The sequence below is a fragment of the Halomonas sp. SpR8 genome (assembly GCF_031010195.1).
Taxonomy (GTDB): Bacteria; Pseudomonadota; Gammaproteobacteria; order Pseudomonadales; family Halomonadaceae; genus Vreelandella.
On the sequence record NZ_JAUAMC010000012.1, the window covers coordinates 35,055 to 51,564 of the forward strand.

A 16,510-nucleotide genomic window follows, 5' to 3' on the forward strand; every position below is an offset into this window, starting at 1 on the left:
AGTCTTTAACTATCTACTTAATCGATCATGTTAGATGCCCTGACACTTGACCAAATGCGTGTGCTCATTGCCGTTAGCGAAGCAGGAAGCTTTAGCGGTGGTGCGGAGTGCCTGGGGCGAGCACAATCAGCGGTCAGCTATGCCATTGGCAATCTCGAGTCGCAGCTGGGCGTTACTCTTTTTGACCGCTCGGGCTACCGGCCTGTTTTGACGCCCGAGGGGAGAATGCTGCTGGCGGACGCACGCGCCATTCTTCTTAAAGTTGACACACTTCGTGCTCGTGCACGGGGCTTTGGAGAGGGTGTAGAACTAGGACTGGATATCGCGCTCGATCCACAATTTCCGCTAACTGTTGCCTCGCGGGCCTTAAAAGAGTTACAGAACGCCTACCCACTTGTATCGGTACGCGTGCTGTCTGCTCCGCTGGGTGAGGCCATTCAGCTACTTCAGCAGCATCACTGCACCCTTGCCATCAGCGGAATTGACATCCCCGATCCTCGGATCGAGCGAGAAGCTATTGTGTTTGTCCCACGTGCTGCCGTGGTATCCACAAGCCATCCGTTGGCCAATCGCACAGCCAGCGGGGAGAGCATTACGGCAGCCGAACTCGCTGACTATGTTCAAATCGTTACCGAAGACCCATCCACTCTCACTCGCGGTCGCGAATACGATGTACTGTCACCGGGTACGTGGCGGGTGAGCGATAACTCAATAAAGCACGCGCTAATCTGCGCAGGGATTGGTTGGGGCAATCTGCCGCTATGGCTGATCGAGCGTGATCTACTGGAAGGACGACTCGTCCGAATACCGGCGGCCGAATTCGGCTCTGAGGGCGAAACCGTTGCTCGGATGTGGCTGATGCATCGTACAGACGAACACCTCGGGCCAGCTGCCAAAACGTTAAAGGAGGCCCTAATTCGTCAGTCAATGACGTTAGGTACGGCGTAGAAAGTGGCGATTAATCCGCAACTCAAGAGTGGTCGCTATGCTTTAACCAGCAACGTTATCTGTCCGATGTTGGGAAAAAAGCAGTGCAACCCTATTTGATCTGAGACTTAAGCCAATCGACAAAAGTCTGCATTTTGGCGCTATGCTGCCAGCTTTCGGTTGGGATGTAGTAACACAGCAGAGAATCGACGCTTTGGTACGAAATGGGCTGCAATGCGTTAGCTTTCACAAAGTCAGAAACCAGGGTCTCTGAACAAAACACCAGTCCTTTCCCAGCAATAGCTTCATACACACCATAAAGCTCCTGGTCAAAATACTTTATTTCAAATTCTGGAAGTGACTCTCCATTTTCTATTAACCAGTTTTCCCAAGGTGAGTCCGGCAGTTTATTGTTTTTCCACTTAGTCAGATAGACCGTAGGTGGCTTATCCACTGTGATGGAACGGATAAAAGGAAAGCTCCCATATACGTTAAAACGCTCTTTTTTTAATAAACTTGACTCATCAACCCGGGTTACGTCCCCCAAACGAATAGAGAGGGTATTCACTTTTGATGCCACTACTTCACCCGTTGATACTTCAACATCAACATTTTGATAGATTTTATTGAAGTCATGTAGCAACGGAATTAGCACCAGGGCGGCAAAGGATGAGGTGGTATCAACATTCAGCTTTGAGGCATCTGACTTAATATTATCTAAAGCAGTCTGGATTTTCTGCAAACCGACGGTTGTCGCCTCAGAGAGCTGATGCCCCTCTGAGGTTAAAATCACGCCTCGATTGATTCGGGTAAACAGCCGCACTCCCAACCTATTCTCAAGATTGCTGATGTGATGCGACACATTTGCCGACGTTATCGACAGCTCCTCGGCAGCATCTTTAAAGCTCCCCAGCCGAGCGGCTGCTTCAAACACCTTAATCGCCTGTAGTGAAGCATTCACCGCTAGCCTCCTATTTTTTGGTCTCAGCCTGGCTTCTCAATAGATAAGTTTTTCTCACCTATCGATCCAGTTTATTCATTTGTCGCAGTATTGGCAAAAGGGCAGCATAGCCACTCCACACCGCTACCTGCTGAGGCCATCATGCGCACATTACTTCATATAGACGCTAGCGTACGTAAAGCGACAAACCCAAACCCTGACCACAACTCAATATCAAAACGTATTGCTATGCAGTTTGTTAATAAATGGCAATCTGCTCACAGTACAGATAATTACATTTATCGTGATATTGGCTTGAATCCACCTGCTTTTATTGACCAAGACTGGATAGGTGCCGTTTTCACACCAGATGAGCGAAAAAGCTCTGAGCAACGTGAAAAACTAGCGTTATCCGATCAGCTATTTAGCGAGTTAGCGCAAGCGGATGTCATCTTAATATCTTCACCTATGTACAACTACGGCATGCCTGCCCCTCTTAAAGCGTGGTTCGACCAGGTAATGCGTATAAATAAAACATTTAGTTTTGATTTAGCTCGTGGTGATCATCCTATAGAGCCGCTTTTGTCTGGGAAAACACTTATTTTAGTCTCCTCATGCGGAGAGTTTGGGTTTGGGCCAGGAGGTGAACGTGAGCATATGAATCACCTCGGGCCGCATATTAAGACATTGGGCAGATACTTGGGTATCGAATCATTTCACGAAATTTCTGCGGAATACCAAGAATTTGGAGATGAAAGGCATCAGCAATCAGTTGCAAGTGCGCTTAAAAATGCCGGATTGCTAGCAGCTGATTTAGCTAGCAACGAATAAATATTTAAGCAGTAGCTGGGCAGCACGACACAAGCCAGCGAATCATCGCTCTCCTACTTGGTCGGACGAAGAAGCGTCGCCTTAAACTGAGATGTTATAGCTCGTTGTGTCATAGTTTTTGACCTGGCAATTCATAGCACTCCCATCAAAGGAGGTAGCCCCCTCCTCCAGAGGGGACTGCCTGTCACCATGCATTGTTGTATAGCACATGATCGGCCTTCTCAACCTGATTATAATAGTCCGAGTGGGGCCCTATCTTCAGGTACGGTTTATTGACACCCCGCCATCTACCAACAGCGCAGCCCCAGTTGTAAAGCTGGAGGCATCAGAAGCCAGGTAGAGAGCAGATTGGGCAATTTCTTCAGGCTTTGCCGTCCGCTTCATTGCATGTAGGTTGGCTACGAACGCTAACGCTTCGGGGGTGTTAGCAAACTCCCTGGCTGCAGCGGTATCAGTTCCACCCGGCAATAATGCATTTACCCGAATGTTATGAGGGCCATATTCACAAGCGAGCACTTGCGTCAGCCCGATTAACCCTGCTTTGCTGGCCGCATAAGCCGCCATGCCTGGCATTCCTGCGCTATAGCCGACAAATGTCGAAGTAAAAATTAACGAGCCACCGCCAGCCGACCGCATGACAGGCAACTGATACTTAGCTGCCAGAAAAGCGCTCGTTAAATTGGTTGTGATTACCTGATCCCAATCGGCCAATAACATCTCGGGCACCGGTCCCATTGCGCCTAAAATGCCTGCGTTGTTAAACGCCACGTCCAACTGACCAAACCGCGCTAGTGTCTCATCAACGAGCTGCTTGGCGAAATGCTCATCACCTACATCGCCAGCAACTGCTAACGCTTGGCCACCCTCCTCTTTTATGGCATCCACCAGCGTATCCAGCTCTGACGCTCTTCTGGCCGCTACCACGACACTCGCGCCTTCCTTAGCAAAAAGCCGGGCTGTCGCTCTGCCAATGCCTGCGCTGGCACCAGTAACAATGGCGACTTTATTTTCGAGTGCACTCATCTTTGTGACCTCCATCACTGTTCAGAGATAGGGAGAACTCTCCCCTCAACAGCGAAGATCATAAGAGGTCGTTTACCCAGCGCCGACCCGAAACTTGCTATATTACGCGGTTATACAGATGCTGATTACATCGGAGTCCTGTTACGTCGCAGTGAGCCGTTGCTCATACTGCTCCGGAATAAGTCCACGAAGTCAATAAAAGCTGTCGACTTATATGGGGTCATTACAACGATAATTTTGGCGAGTGTTTAGTCCACTCTACTCTTTGATAGAGATATAATTGCCTGTTGACTTTCTCTTGAGTCTGGCCTTACCTACCCTTCAGGCGTTTCGCCCGCAATGCTGTTGCATAAGCACGATCGGCCCATTCCTTGGCGTGAATTGGATTTTCAAAGATTTCCTCGGGTGCAGCGTAATAAGCCATTTTCACCTTTTTACCCCTCTTCGCGTATTCAAACTGCTCCATTCCTAACTCGATAAAGGAGCCTACCGAATATTCATCCGCTTTGAGGTAAAGAACATCATCGGCGACGATCGCAAACATAAGACCATCGCGATAAACGCCATACCCTCCAAACATGCGCTTAGTTTCTATTTCACCAAAAAGCGCAAATACGTCGCTGAGGTTCGCGACAAATTCGCTGGTAGCTTTCATTATCCTAAAATCCGATTTCAGCCGTGCCGCATAGCGATATTGTATGGAATCTTCAGGCTAGAATGGACTGACATCATTTTAAACGAAAGTCGAGTCAAAATCAGCTCAGTTCAGCAAGCCGAGCTATTACTAGGTCTTTTAATAATTTTTCATCAACCTCCCAGTCACTAGGAATTTGAAATAAATGTTTCTTAACAACGTATCCTTCGTTTTCAAGCCTGGTCTTAAAGTCATCCATCACTTTGGCACTCCAAGGGGCAAGCGCAAGATGGCGTTTCAACGCTGACACACCAAATATGTAATCACTATCTTTACAAATCTGAGGTACATTCCAAGCCAGCTTGCAATCTAATTCAGGAAATTTTTTGAGGATAACGTCAATAACATTCCTAAGGGTATTTCCTTTCTCTGAGTCTAATGAACTCAGGTAATCTTCCACTGAACTAAACTTGCTCGAACTCATATTGACAACCTCTTAACTACATTAATTCCATCAGTCTTTAACCCCAGATTCACCATGGGTTGCTTTCTACGCTCAGCGCTCAAAGCGTCGCGTGCCTGAGTCAGCGCTTTCTCTTTAATGAGCAACTGGTTGAGTGACGCTTCCCAAGTCTCAAGGGAGACAACCTTCAGTAATGGTTGCTTAATAGCCGGCATCTTCAAGCCTCCTATTTTAATGCCATACAATACTATATATACATGCGTAGACGCTGGTAGTTAGCTCAGTATCTCATTCTAAATTAAGCTAACCACCTGCCTTTGATATAACCGATTTGATATAACCGATTTGATATAACAGAGTAGTCAAGCTGCCCAAAAGCGCTATTGCTCAAGCATTTGTTACTGGCACTCCGCAACCCATAAGGCGACTACCGATGGATCAAAATTCCCGGCGCTGGATCGATAGCGCTACCCATCACCACTGGCTGACCCGCGAAGGGCTTGCGTTGTTCGAATTCCATCGCCAGGCGCGTCTGGCCTCAGGAGGTTTCGCAGTGCTCGATGGTGACGGGCGTATTCCCCACGGCGCCAGCGCCGACACCATGCTCACCGCGCGTATGGCCCACAGTTGTGCTTTAGCGGCGCTACAGGGCGTACCGGGCGCTGCCGCTCTGTCCGAACATGCGATTCGTGCGTTGGCAGGTAAGCTGCACGACGAGCAATACGGCGGCTGGTTCGGCGCCGATCCCGCCGCCAGCGACGACCGCACAAAGCAGTGCTATACCCATCACTTCGTAGCCCTCGGCGCCGCCACTGCGACCCACGCAGGCATTCCCGGCGCGGCTGCTCTGCTCGAAGAGGCCGTCGGGATAATCAACACCCGCTTCTGGTCGGCGGACGAGCAGGCCTTCGTGGAGAGTTACAGCCAGGACTGGGGCGAACTGAGCGACTACCGCGGCGGCAACAGCAACATGCACGGCGTAGAGCTGTGCTTGGCGCTGGCCGACGTGCGCGATGAACCGCTGTGGCTTGATCGGGCACTAGCCATCGTCGAACGGCTGATACACCGCCACGCGACTCCCCGGGATTACCGCATCCTCGAGCATTTTCATGGCGACTGGTCAGCGTGGCCGGAGCACAACGCCGACCGCCCCGACGACTGTTTCTACCCCTATGGCGCCACGCCGGGTCACGGTTTCGAGTGGTCGCGCTTGATGCTGCACCTGGAAGCGGCGCTGGAAACCCGCGGCCGCGCAGTTCCTACTTGGCTATTCACTGACGCCGCGGCGTTATTTGACGCCAGCCTGCGTGACGGCTGGGCCACCGACGGCGCCCCGGGGCTAGTGTATACCGTGGATTGGGAGGGGCGCCCAAACTCCCGGCGGCGTCGCCACTGGACTCACTGTGAAGCACTGGCCGCCGCTGCCGCATTTCTGCAGCGCACTGGCGAAGCCTACTACGAGCGCTGGTATCGGCAACTGTGGGATTTCGTCAACACCGCCTTTATTGATCGCGCCCGGGGCGGCTGGTATCAGGAGCTGGACGGTAAACTGCAGATCGACACTACCGAAGGCGACATCAAGCCCGATCTCTACCACGCTTACCAGGCCACGCTGCTACCGCGGCTACCCTTGGCACTCAATTTAGCGTTGGCTGTCGAGCGGCTGTAATAGCTCAACCTTTATCCAAGGTAGCCGCACCACCTGAGGTCAAGTGCCAGTGTCGTTGTCACTGTGGCTATCCTAGCTATTTTCCGACTGTCGATAATCGCACATACTCAGGAACCCTTTCCTTGAGTAAGGTAATGAGTTCGGGCTGCATAAACTCATAGTGATCAGGAATATCCAGACAGACTAGCCGCTTCCCCTTCAGCAATTCCTTGTACGCCTTGGCGACCTCATCCCGGTGGCTCTTTTCCATCACCAGGACAATGTCAGCCAGCCCACTCAACTAAGCGCCAAGAAACAGGGGTTTTAGAACTCGAACTTGTCCCAGCGCCGATTGCTTGAATACCAGGATAAGCTGAAAAGACGCCTTCAGCCGTCGGACTGCGTAGCCTATTTTCGCTGCATATAAATAGAAGATTCAAAGCGCCTCCTTGGACCCGGCTTTGCGGCGCGCCTAAAGTGCAGCGGTGAAGTAGTAAAGCGAAGACAAAGGCACCCGAGTGCCTCGCCTGGTTAGCTGCTCCCAAGCATGCACGCCCGAAGCATCCGCTCTTCTCGCATTACATAGAGAACGAGACCCCGCCCCTCATCTTCTCTATAAAAAATGCGACACGGTGGAACCACTACTTCCCTGTATATCGAATTAGGCAGCTCCGGAGGAATCTGCCCGGAATGGGGAAATCTTACAAACGCTCGATTTTATCGAAAGCTTCTCCGACCAAATGGCTTGCAGTAGCAGGGTTATCCAGAGCAATGTACTCAGCGATGACATCCAGTTCCTGGACGTTGAAATCGCATCCAAAAGACGAGTACCAGGGAATCGTCCAGCCCCTGCGTGCTATGTAGTGCGACACTACGTTATGGTTTGTTGTACGCGACACACGCTTGAACAGCGCACGAAAATCGAGCCGGGCTCTCCGCCATCATTAGATGCCCTGTGTCCGCAATGTTGATTCGCATCGTGCATGTACGAGTCAACCAGTCGGGTACGTCCCATGCATCAGGCGATCGAGTGCCAGCAATTAAACTGACAGCAAGGCCGGAATCGATAAGGCGAGAGAGGGTTTGGAGATACGTACTCGGCTTCGTTGCTTCGACTACCGCTTTAGCTTGCGCTTTTATAGTCGTCGCTGGCTGATTGGAAAGCCAGGAGGTAGCTAAACGCGAGGTCCATTCCGTAATAGGCACGCCAGCGCTCGCGAACCAATCAGATGGCGCGTGTCTATAACAGGCCACTATTTCTTCAACTTTCTCTATCGGCATAGCGGCCAATTCGGCAGACCAGAAAGCGTCTTTAATAGTGAGGTTTCCTTCCACGCTGATTAAAGACGACACTAGCTCTGGAAAACGATCGGCCACCAGAACTGCAATTGCGCCTCCTACCGAGTGTCCTACGATATGAGCCTGTTCAATTCCAGCGTCTAAAATGTACTTAGCAACATGTTCCGCTTGAGCAAGTAAATCGATGCCTGCTGTTTCTTGCTGGGAAAGTGCACCGTAGCCAATCAAGTCAGGCGCATGCACCTCTACTTGATCGAACTCTGCCAATATTTTCGGATCGTTCAAAGAGCCAAACAAACCGTGGATAAGAACGACTGCTTGTTTTCTATGCGTCATTTTATCTTCCTCGCTCAGTAAGTTTAATCGCCTAACCGTCCATTAAATGGCCAATTTTCCCTGGGTTAGTACCACCCGCTCAATAAGATTCTCAACATTATGTCGATCGTTGAACATACTCAACGAGCGTCCGGTGGATTGCCTTGTTGATTGTTTTGTAGCAATGATTCGATCTCTATGGACTGCCCAAGAAATTCAAATATTTGAGAACCAGAAGCTGCTTGGTGCAATGCAATGCCCGACAGTTGGTTGGTTGCTAAAGCTAGCGCTTGATAGGAATCCACTCCACATGCATTTTTAATAAACACTTGATTGTCGTCGACGAGTACGCGAACAGGGCATCGCCAGTCTTTCCCAGCGACAGTCTCAACGTCCTGAACGGGGTGGCCAATTTCAAGACGTATTTGTTGTCGAGTGCCATCAAAGACTGCCTCAAATGCACGCGACGCAATTGTTGATGTGTATGTATTTGAAATAGGATTCATGCTATCGCTTCCTTTATTCAGCGCTGCAACCAGGCATGTGCCACGCTCAGCGCTTGGTGAAACAGATGATGAGTGGCTGCTCAATACTCCTCTAGCGCCTGAAGGCTAGAGGGTTCGCAGTATTCTGGTAGCTTATACCCCTTCGGACGGTTCCTGCGCTTAATGAACATGAGTTGGAATAGCATCACAGCAGAGGATTTAGACATGCAGAAAATCGAGCTAGGTGGAGTAAGTGTACCCCGTATAGGCCAGGGCACCTGGCATATGGGCGAGAATGCCGGGCAGCAGCAGGCTGAGATCAGGGCGCTGCGCGAAGGTCTGGATCTGGGTATGACGCTGATCGATACCGCAGAGATGTATGCCGAGGGCGGCGCAGAAGAGATCGTTGGCCAAGCGATCCGTGACCGGCGCGATGAGGTGTATCTGGTCAGCAAGGTTTACCCGCACAACGCCAGCTCCAAGGGAGTTCAAGCCGCCTGCGAGCACAGCCTGCGCCGATTGGGCACCGACTCTATCGATCTGTACCTGCTGCACTGGCGCGGCCAGTACCCGCTGAGCGAAACAGTGGCAGCGTTTGAGCGGCTACGCGAGCAGGGCAAGATCCTGCGCTGGGGCGTGTCGAACTTCGACATTGACGACTTGGCAGAGCTCGACGCGCCCGCTTGCGCCACCAATCAGGTGCTCTACAACCCCGAAGCACGCGGCATTGAATACGACCTGCTGCCCTGGCAAGCACAGCGAAACATGCCGCTCATGGCCTACTGCCCCATCGGCCAGGGCGGCGCGCTACTGCATGACGCCGTCCTGCAACGCATCGCCGACAAGCACAGCGCCACGACTGCGCAAATCGCCCTCGCCTGGGCACTGCGCCATCCCGGGGTGATCGCTATTCCCAAAGCCGTTAACCTGGATCACCTCAAACAGAACGCCAAGGCAGATACCGTCAGACTCGACGACGATGACCTGGCTCAGATCGACGCCGCTTATCCCCCAGCAACGCGCAAGCACTCTTTGAAGATGGTGTGAGGACGAGCTATCAGCGGCGTAAAACATCTCAGGCCCCAACGGCCCCGGACAGGAGCGATGTCATGTCACTGCCCGCCCCGCAACCCAATGCCTGGATCCGCTTTCTCGCCCACCTGCTGTTTATCCTCGCGGCGTGGACGCTGTTCATCAAATACCTGTTTCCCGTTGGCTATGCGCTGGCATACGGGGAGCACTGGGCGCGTTATATCTATTGGGACTTATGGTCAGTGGCGCACGTCTGGCTAGGCTGGGCGCTGCTCAAACGGCCCCGCTATACGCGTGCCTTGGCGGTGGGCATGTCGGTGATTGAAATTCTCATCATCTGCACCCTGTTCGTGCGTTTTCTCGGCGACCCTGAGTGGTCGATCTGGCGCACCAACTGGTTTATTAATAAGGTATTTGTGCTGACATGCTTTGTGCTGGTGTTGGCGGCCACGGTGCCGATTCAAAAAAATCGGAAGGAGCGACCGCTATGAGCCATCCCATCAAACATCGCATCACGCGCAGACAAAGCCTTACGCTCATGGGTGCCTCGCTCGCCGCCATGATGCCCAAGCGCACTTCTGCTTGCCAACACCGGCGGGATCCACCGGAAGACCTTTGCAGGGAGTGACAAAAAGCTGCCCGTGATTGGCATGGGTACCTGGCGCACATTCAACGTTGGTAGTGACCCGAAGTTGCTCGATGCGCGTACCGAGGTGGTTAAAGCATTTTTCGAGCATGGCGGCAGCCTGATCAAGAACCTCAAACGCCGTAACGCGCCATTGCCTGAATGGGCGAAGACGGAATGCGGCTGCGACACCTGGGCGGATTTTCTGCTGAAGTTTATCGTCAGTCACCCGGCCATCACCTGCGCGATACCTGCCACCACTCAGGTCGAGCACATGCACGAGAACATGCGCGCCGGCCACACCCCCATGCCCTCGCCCGACGCCCGGCAGCGGATGGCCACCTATAGGGGCTACGTTGGTTACGCTTTCATCGCCCAGGCTGTGCTACTGGTAGTGATTGCGCTGGTTGGGCTAGCCTGGAAAAGCCTCCAATCCAAGCATTAGCACGCACACGGATAATACTGACGTTGCGAAGCAGTTATTTTTAAATATTCTAACCTTCCACTAAAGACATGTTATAACATAATTAAAAATAAGAAAATAATGCAAATTTTAAACATCTACCTGATCACTAAACTAAGGCCCCAATGCCATGACAAAAAAAAGAGCCCTCGTGCCTAGCGACTCACCACACGGTCTTTTGTTAACCAAGTCACCATCATCAAGCCTGCTTAGGCTGTCACTCATCGGCACCGCATTAGGCTTTGTTTGCTGGGCTGGCGCTGCTAAAGCCGACCCGAACGAGTCCAGTCGTGTTTTCAACGCCTTGCCGCCCATTACAGTAAACGCTTATAGAGAAGCCACTACAGAAGGAAGCGGCCGCTACACCGCGCCGGTGCTAACGGTAGGCAGCAAGAGCGCCGTATCTGTCATGGAAATACCCCATTCAGTCAGTGTGATTACTCAGCAAAGAATCGGAGATCAAAACCTGCAAAGCGTCGAGGAGGCGCTGGAACAGGTCACTGGAGTGACGGTAACCCCCTGGAACGGAGCCACATCTCAAATTAGGTCACGCGGCTATTTTCTAGAGCCAAGCTACGATGGCGTACCCGCCTTTGGCGGGTTGAACGCCACCCAACAGTACGACCTAGCGATGTTTGATCGAGTAGAGGTTCTTCGTGGGCCAGCGGGCTTGTTTCAAGGTTCGGGCCAGCCCGGCGGCACCGTCAATTTTGTTCGCAAGCGTGCGCCCAGTGAAGCGCAGGCTAGCGCGGCGCTCACGTATGGCTCATGGAATAATCAGCGGGCCGAGCTGGATGTTGGCGCACCGCTTGATACGGCAGGTGATCTGCGAGGTAGAATCGTGGTTTCAGGTCAAGATCGTGAATTTTTCTACGATGGTGCCGATGCCCAAAAGTACTTTTTCTACGGCACGTTGGATTATGATATTACTCCGTCAACGACTCTCTCGTTTTATGCAGCCACCCAAGACAGTGAGACCAGCCCTTTCTCCGGGCTGCCCGCCTATACCGATGGCCGACTCCTCGATGTATCCAGATCCACCAACCCCACACCCTCTTGGGCTACCTACGATACCCAAATGACAACCTTTGGCCTTGAGGGTGCACACTACCTAAGCAACGGTTGGACTCTCAAGGCGTTAGTGGGCCACTCCCAAAGTGACTGGTATCTAAATGACGCCTACCCGAGCACGGGTGTCGACCCCGATACAGGCAATATAGCCAGATATACGCGTCGGGGGTGGGATGACGAGTCAAGACGGGAATCGCTGGATATCTTCGCCACGGGCCCCTTTGCTCTACTCGGGAGAGACCATGAAGCAACGCTCGGTTTCAACTACGAACGCTATAGTGGCGAAACGCTTTATGGCGCCTACTCCACCGTTGAGGACATTCCCCTTGGGCGGCCAGACCTTGTGCCTGAGAACAGTGTCAGACCCTACAATAGGGGCTGGGAGTACGAGACCGAACAACAGGGTATTTACTCTCAGTTGCGGCTTTCTCCCATTGATCGTCTCACCGTCGTGATAGGGGGCCGCCTCAGTAACTTTACCGACTCCGGTCGATACGTTTCTCCTTCACCCCCCACGGAATGGGAAACAAGCGGCCGCGAAAGAGACACCTTCACCCCTTCAGGCGGCCTGATCTATCAAATCAGCCCACAGCTTGTCGCCTACACCAGTTATGCCGATATCTTTATGCCCCAGTCTCAAACCACGGTTACCGGAGAGACGCTAGAGCCACGCGTAGGCAAGCAAGTTGAACTGGGAATCAAAGGTCAGTTGAACGAATCCCAGTTGCAGTATAGTGCTGCGATTTTTCGTACTCAGGACGTGAATCGCGCCTACCGTGACCTCGATAATCCTGGCTCATTTCTGGCAGCGGGCGAAGTCGTCGTGGAAGGGGCCGAGATTGAAATCAGCGGAAGTCCAATGGCGAACCTCAACCTGACAGCTGGTTATACGTACCTGACTAGTCAGTATGAAGTCGACCAGAACAGGAACGGAGAGCAATTTTCATTGTTCGAGCCAGAGCACTCACTCAAACTATACGGCACTTACCGACCGGGTGGCTCACCCTGGCGAATCAGTACTGGCATGATCGCCAACTCAGCGATTGACGGTACCGGCGAAGAAGGTGTTCGGGAAGGGAGTGGTTACGCGATCTTTAATGCCCAACTGGGTTACGATTTCACCTCCCATACCAGTGTGGCATTAGCGGTAAACAACCTGACAGACCGCCATTACTATGCCCGTATTGGTGGGATGAACAGCTACAACACCTATGGCGATCCCCGCAGTGTAGCGGTTAGTTTAAGAGCCAGATTCTAATACTCTTATTCTGCTGCATCTCGGCTGTAGGCATATCGCTTTAAAAAATCCTGCAGCCGAAAGCTAAGCAAGACCTTTAATGAAAGAAGTGCTTCCTACTAGCTTTAGGCTCACCAATTACTGAGCCAATAATGAACTTGGCAAGCATTAACCACCTATCCTTGAAAGGTAGGCACCACCGCTCCCGTTTACCACGCTAGCTCGGCACCTTGCAATTGGCGCTCTGCTTGATAAGGGTTAGGTGCCAGGATATGGTCCGTCGCTGCTATCCTGGGGTACTGACGAATGCTCTTATTGCTCGATCCAAAGGTGCTCTTTTTTCGAGCTAGACGTGGATTTTTCAGACTGGATGGTCGATGTGATTGAGGAAGGCTTCGATGCCATTATTCTCACCAGGGAGCCAGCCGACCTGTCGCGTCATTACGATACTTGGGATGGAAAACCGATAAGTCGAGCTTGTGCTTGATCAGATAGTGCACAGCGTTTTCAAAGGTACCTGACTGGAGCTGATCTTGGTAGTTGATCACCGCCATGGCTTTCTGATTGTGATAGCAGTAGAAGGTATATACATCTTTCACTTTTTTGGCGCACTGAGCGCAGATGTGAGGCTTGAGCATCAACAAACTTCAACCTGGCCGAATGGATTTGTGCAAAGTCGACATACCCTTGCATCCTGAAAAAATCGATGATTCTGCCCCTATTGATTCCTGACCCTATTGATTCCTGACCCTATTGATTCCTGACCCTATTAATTCATGGAAACCACGTCCCGCAGTGCATTCTTGAAGTGCGTGAAGGCGGATGTTGGCTGTCGACGACTCGGATAGTAGAGGTAGTAACCAGCAAACGGCTCACACCATTCTTCTAGCACGCGTACCAGCGTACCAGAAGCGATTTGCCTGCCAACAATGTCCTCAAGGATGTATGCAAAGCCGTACCCCTCGGTTGCTGCGGCAACCATCAAATCGCTGTCGTTGAAAATCGGACCTCGACCAGGCTTGACTGTGAGGTCGCGTCCATCCTTTTCGAAATCCCAAGGCGATAACTCGCCGCTGCGATTTCTGAAGCTGATGCAGGAATGCTGGGAAAGTTCGGAAGGTGTTTTCGGTGTGCCGTATCGTGATAGATAAGAAGGCGCGGCGACAACAGCGATCCGCATCCGTGGGCCAATTGGCAGTGCCACCATATCGTTCTCAAGCCTTTCGCCCAGTCGGATGCCAGCGTCAAATCTGCCCGCGATGAGATCCACGAAGTCGTTTTCGACAGAGACCTCGATTTCAATACCCGGATGCTGTCGAATTAAAGAACTCAGCGCTGGCCAGAGAATCGTGTCGGCCGCGTGTTTTCCAGCACTCACCCTGACAGTACCGGTCGGTTCATCGCGCAGGCTGGCGAGCAACTTGATTTCGTTGGCCACCTCGTCGAGTGCGGGCGAAAGTTTTGTCAGCAGACGGGCGCCGGCATGCGTAGGTGAAACGCTGCGCGTCGTACGCGCCAGAAGCCTAATTCCAATTTCTTCCTCCAACCGCTTAAGCGTTTGGCTGAGCGCCGACTGAGTAACGCCCAGTCTCTTAGCTGCGCGCGTAAAACTGCCTTCAGCAGCGATAATTCGGAAAATTTCCAGATCGCCGAGCAGGCTTGGGCGCATTCGTAAGCTCTCCTTATAGACCCTATAATTAATAAGCAGATTATCATAATTCATTAGCACATATACTATGTAACAACATTTCAGATAAGGAACCACTTATGGCTAAAAACTGGCTCGTCACTGGTGCAAGCCGTGGATTAGGTATGGAGATCGCCCGTGCGGCACTTGCGGCTGGTGAAACTGTCGTCGCTACGGCTCGATCTGCAAACGACGTTACGGAAGCACTCGGAGTAAGCAGCGGACTTCACGCGCTGGCGCTCGATATTACGGACGAAGGTTCGGCCGTAGCCGTGGCGCAGGAGGCAGTGGATCGGCTTGGCACGATCGACGTGTTGGTCAACAACGCTGGCCAAGCACAGCTCGGTTGGTTCGAGACGATCAGCAGCGCACAAGTGCGGCGCCAGTTCGAGGTGAATGTCTTCGGCACGATGAACGTAACCCGTGCTGTGACCCCACACATGCGTGCGCGCCAGTCAGGACTCATCATCACCATCTCCTCCGTTAACGGGCTGCTCGCAAACCCAGGAGGATCGATCTACGCATCGTCAAAATTTGCAATTGAGGGCTGGATCGAGGGATTTGCACAGGAGCTGGCACCCCTTAATATCCAATCGATGGTGGTTGAGCCGGGAATGTTGCGTACTGACTTCCTTGACGACAAATCAGCCGCGCACGGTGATATCGAAGTTCTAGATTATGCAGAAGCGACCCGGCAGTTTCGCTCGTTCATCTCGGCCGCCAATCATAACCAGCCTGGTGACCCGGCCACGCTCGCAGAACGAATAGTCACCCTCGGCATGTCGAACAAGCCGCCCGTCCGTTTTGTCTTTGGTGACGATGCACAGGAGTGGGCCACCGAAAAGGTAAATCGTCTCAAAATGGAGATCGAACAGTCGGTTGATATCGCGAACGGAAATTAAATCAGTGGAGTCATTGTTTTTTTGACCGTGCCATTCAGCCGGATCCAGAGATTCAAGGACGAATCCAAATGGCTCACCGGCATGTCCGTTGCGATGTTTAGTAACGGTCCAATCCCCTTAAGTCCGACAGACTCCTGGTCTTTTGAGCGTTGGGACACCCGCAAAATCATTGCCCTGACATACCCTCTCGGGCCGTTTGTTACTTCAGGCGCCGTAACGCATGCCATCGACCAGCAGAGTCACCATACGGCGTGCATAGTCGATGCGGTCTTCCCGGGCCGACAGGCAGAGGTTGCCAACAGCACGCAGCAGTTCATCCGGGTCGATGTCCCCCCGTACTTGCCCGGCCGCGACGGCCGCATCAAGCAGCGACTGCAAAGCCGGTCGCAGCTTGGCATCGAAGTAGGCTGGCAAGGCATTGTAGGCCGGATCACCCGAGTGCAGGGCGCTGGCCAGACCGCGTTTGGTCACGATGAAATCGGTGTAGCGCTGCACCCAGTGCGCCAGTGCATCGGCGGGCGGGTACTGAGCGGCCAATTGCGGAGCGGACTCGGCACAGGCGTCGACCTGCTGGCGGAAGACGGCAACGATCAAATCCGAACGTTGCGGGAAATGCCGGTAGAGGGTGCCGACGCCGATACCGGCCCGACGGGCGATTTCCCGCACTGGAGCTTCCACACCCGTCGTCGCAAACACCTCCAGCGTAGCCGCCAGGATGGCATCAATACTGCGTTTGGCATCGGCGCGAACGGGTCGCATTGCCGATGTTTGCTGGTCTTCGGGCCCGGATTCACTCACGTTCACCTCTCCTCAAATAATGGGCCCAGCCTAGCAAAATACGGAACACCGATCCACTTAATTGACAAGCGGAACATTGATCCGCATTATTCGGAACATTGATCCGCTTAGTATTTATTGGCGGCTCAAT

Annotated in this window: 18 protein-coding genes; 8 read left to right on the top strand and 10 right to left on the bottom strand. The window is 52.5% G+C overall.

Annotated features, from left to right (window positions below; translation table 11 throughout):
• Positions 1 to 27 precede the first annotated feature (27 nt).
• Complete coding sequence (locus QT230_RS18945) at positions 28 to 948, top strand: LysR family transcriptional regulator (RefSeq protein WP_308323717.1); 921 nt, start codon at positions 28 to 30, stop codon at positions 946 to 948.
• A gap of 91 nt (positions 949 to 1,039) precedes the next feature.
• Here the strand turns inward: QT230_RS18945 and QT230_RS18950 are convergent, their stop codons facing one another.
• Positions 1,040 to 1,888 carry a LysR family transcriptional regulator gene (locus QT230_RS18950; protein ID WP_308323718.1) on the bottom strand — a complete coding sequence of 283 codons (849 nt, stop codon included), beginning with the start codon at positions 1,886 to 1,888 and terminating at the stop codon, positions 1,040 to 1,042.
• Between the two features lie 141 nt (positions 1,889 to 2,029).
• On the opposite strand from QT230_RS18950, the gene QT230_RS18955 reads away from it, so the two are divergent.
• A complete protein-coding gene (locus QT230_RS18955; protein WP_308323719.1) occupies positions 2,030 to 2,698 on the top strand; it encodes an NAD(P)H-dependent oxidoreductase in 669 nt (222 codons plus the stop codon).
• Positions 2,699 to 2,956: 258 nt separating this feature from the next.
• On the opposite strand, the gene QT230_RS18960 is transcribed toward QT230_RS18955, so the two are convergent.
• The 4 genes from QT230_RS18960 to QT230_RS18975 all read right to left on the bottom strand — a co-directional run bounded on the left by QT230_RS18960 (position 2,957) and on the right by QT230_RS18975 (position 5,033).
• Positions 2,957 to 3,721: an SDR family oxidoreductase gene (locus QT230_RS18960; protein ID WP_308323720.1), complete on the bottom strand. Its 765-nt coding sequence runs from the start codon at positions 3,719 to 3,721 to the stop codon at positions 2,957 to 2,959.
• Between the two features lie 310 nt (positions 3,722 to 4,031).
• Entirely contained in the window at positions 4,032 to 4,376 is a 345-nt protein-coding gene (locus tag QT230_RS18965) for a TfoX/Sxy family protein (protein WP_308323721.1), read from the bottom strand.
• 100 nt (positions 4,377 to 4,476) lie between these two features.
• Positions 4,477 to 4,839 carry a DUF1801 domain-containing protein gene (locus QT230_RS18970; RefSeq protein ID WP_308323722.1) on the bottom strand — a complete coding sequence of 121 codons (363 nt, stop codon included), beginning with the start codon at positions 4,837 to 4,839 and terminating at the stop codon, positions 4,477 to 4,479.
• Positions 4,836 to 5,033: a DUF899 family protein gene (locus QT230_RS18975; protein WP_308323723.1), complete on the bottom strand. Its 198-nt coding sequence runs from the start codon at positions 5,031 to 5,033 to the stop codon at positions 4,836 to 4,838. The genes QT230_RS18970 and QT230_RS18975 overlap by 4 nt, the downstream gene beginning before the upstream one ends.
• A 218-nt stretch (positions 5,034 to 5,251) precedes the next feature.
• Between QT230_RS18975 and QT230_RS18980 the strand changes: the two genes are divergently transcribed.
• On the top strand, positions 5,252 to 6,487 hold the full coding sequence (locus tag QT230_RS18980; protein WP_308323724.1) for an AGE family epimerase/isomerase: 1,236 nt from the start codon (positions 5,252 to 5,254) through the stop codon (positions 6,485 to 6,487).
• 855 nt (positions 6,488 to 7,342) lie between these two features.
• Here the strand turns inward: QT230_RS18980 and QT230_RS18985 are convergent.
• Both QT230_RS18985 and QT230_RS18990 read right to left on the bottom strand, forming a co-directional pair.
• A complete protein-coding gene (locus tag QT230_RS18985; protein WP_308323725.1) occupies positions 7,343 to 8,101 on the bottom strand; it encodes an alpha/beta hydrolase in 759 nt (252 codons plus the stop codon).
• A gap of 119 nt (positions 8,102 to 8,220) precedes the next feature.
• Complete coding sequence (locus QT230_RS18990) at positions 8,221 to 8,586, bottom strand: hypothetical protein (RefSeq protein WP_308323726.1); 366 nt, start codon at positions 8,584 to 8,586, stop codon at positions 8,221 to 8,223.
• A 204-nt stretch (positions 8,587 to 8,790) separates the two neighbouring features.
• On the opposite strand from QT230_RS18990, the gene QT230_RS18995 reads away from it, so the two are divergent.
• The 4 genes from QT230_RS18995 to QT230_RS19010 all read left to right on the top strand — a co-directional run bounded on the left by QT230_RS18995 (position 8,791) and on the right by QT230_RS19010 (position 13,014).
• A complete protein-coding gene (locus QT230_RS18995; protein WP_308323727.1) occupies positions 8,791 to 9,612 on the top strand; it encodes an aldo/keto reductase in 822 nt (273 codons plus the stop codon).
• A 62-nt stretch (positions 9,613 to 9,674) separates the two neighbouring features.
• Positions 9,675 to 10,088, top strand: coding sequence for a hypothetical protein (locus QT230_RS19000; protein WP_308323728.1), 414 nt, complete (start codon positions 9,675 to 9,677; stop codon positions 10,086 to 10,088).
• Between the two features lie 159 nt (positions 10,089 to 10,247).
• Positions 10,248 to 10,667, top strand: coding sequence for a hypothetical protein (locus QT230_RS19005; RefSeq protein WP_308323729.1), 420 nt, complete (start codon positions 10,248 to 10,250; stop codon positions 10,665 to 10,667).
• Between the two features lie 169 nt (positions 10,668 to 10,836).
• Positions 10,837 to 13,014: a TonB-dependent siderophore receptor gene (locus QT230_RS19010; RefSeq protein ID WP_308323730.1), complete on the top strand. Its 2,178-nt coding sequence runs from the start codon at positions 10,837 to 10,839 to the stop codon at positions 13,012 to 13,014.
• Positions 13,015 to 13,403: 389 nt separating this feature from the next.
• On the opposite strand, the gene QT230_RS19015 is transcribed toward QT230_RS19010, so the two are convergent.
• Both QT230_RS19015 and QT230_RS19020 read right to left on the bottom strand, forming a co-directional pair.
• Complete coding sequence (locus QT230_RS19015) at positions 13,404 to 13,631, bottom strand: hypothetical protein (protein WP_308323731.1); 228 nt, start codon at positions 13,629 to 13,631, stop codon at positions 13,404 to 13,406.
• A 131-nt stretch (positions 13,632 to 13,762) separates the two neighbouring features.
• A complete protein-coding gene (locus QT230_RS19020) occupies positions 13,763 to 14,662 on the bottom strand; it encodes a LysR family transcriptional regulator (protein ID WP_308323732.1) in 900 nt (299 codons plus the stop codon).
• Positions 14,663 to 14,760: 98 nt separating this feature from the next.
• Between QT230_RS19020 and QT230_RS19025 the strand changes: the two genes are divergently transcribed.
• The gene (locus QT230_RS19025; RefSeq protein ID WP_308323733.1) at positions 14,761 to 15,582 is read left to right on the top strand and encodes an SDR family oxidoreductase; all 822 of its coding nucleotides are present in this window, start codon (positions 14,761 to 14,763) and stop codon (positions 15,580 to 15,582) included.
• Between the two features lie 204 nt (positions 15,583 to 15,786).
• Here QT230_RS19025 and QT230_RS19030 read toward each other — a convergent pair whose 3' ends face one another.
• A complete protein-coding gene (locus QT230_RS19030; RefSeq protein ID WP_308323734.1) occupies positions 15,787 to 16,380 on the bottom strand; it encodes a TetR/AcrR family transcriptional regulator in 594 nt (197 codons plus the stop codon).
• Positions 16,381 to 16,510 lie beyond the last annotated feature (130 nt).

Coding starts and splice junctions, on each gene's coding strand:
- QT230_RS19020 (WP_308323732.1), bottom strand. CDS start 14,662: ATGCGCCCAAGCCTGCTCGGCGATCTGGAAATTTTCCGAATTATCGCT.
- QT230_RS18980 (WP_308323724.1), top strand. CDS start 5,252: ATGGATCAAAATTCCCGGCGCTGGATCGATAGCGCTACCCATCACCAC.
- QT230_RS18985 (WP_308323725.1), bottom strand. CDS start 8,101: ATGACGCATAGAAAACAAGCAGTCGTTCTTATCCACGGTTTGTTTGGC.
- QT230_RS18965 (WP_308323721.1), bottom strand. CDS start 4,376: ATGAAAGCTACCAGCGAATTTGTCGCGAACCTCAGCGACGTATTTGCG.
- QT230_RS18945 (WP_308323717.1), top strand. CDS start 28: ATGTTAGATGCCCTGACACTTGACCAAATGCGTGTGCTCATTGCCGTT.
- QT230_RS19025 (WP_308323733.1), top strand. CDS start 14,761: ATGGCTAAAAACTGGCTCGTCACTGGTGCAAGCCGTGGATTAGGTATG.
- QT230_RS18990 (WP_308323726.1), bottom strand. CDS start 8,586: ATGAATCCTATTTCAAATACATACACATCAACAATTGCGTCGCGTGCA.
- QT230_RS18995 (WP_308323727.1), top strand. CDS start 8,791: ATGCAGAAAATCGAGCTAGGTGGAGTAAGTGTACCCCGTATAGGCCAG.
- QT230_RS19005 (WP_308323729.1), top strand. CDS start 10,248: ATGGGTACCTGGCGCACATTCAACGTTGGTAGTGACCCGAAGTTGCTC.
- QT230_RS18975 (WP_308323723.1), bottom strand. CDS start 5,033: ATGCCGGCTATTAAGCAACCATTACTGAAGGTTGTCTCCCTTGAGACT.
- QT230_RS19015 (WP_308323731.1), bottom strand. CDS start 13,631: ATGCTCAAGCCTCACATCTGCGCTCAGTGCGCCAAAAAAGTGAAAGAT.
- QT230_RS18970 (WP_308323722.1), bottom strand. CDS start 4,839: ATGAGTTCGAGCAAGTTTAGTTCAGTGGAAGATTACCTGAGTTCATTA.
- QT230_RS18955 (WP_308323719.1), top strand. CDS start 2,030: ATGCGCACATTACTTCATATAGACGCTAGCGTACGTAAAGCGACAAAC.
- QT230_RS18960 (WP_308323720.1), bottom strand. CDS start 3,721: ATGAGTGCACTCGAAAATAAAGTCGCCATTGTTACTGGTGCCAGCGCA.
- QT230_RS19000 (WP_308323728.1), top strand. CDS start 9,675: ATGTCACTGCCCGCCCCGCAACCCAATGCCTGGATCCGCTTTCTCGCC.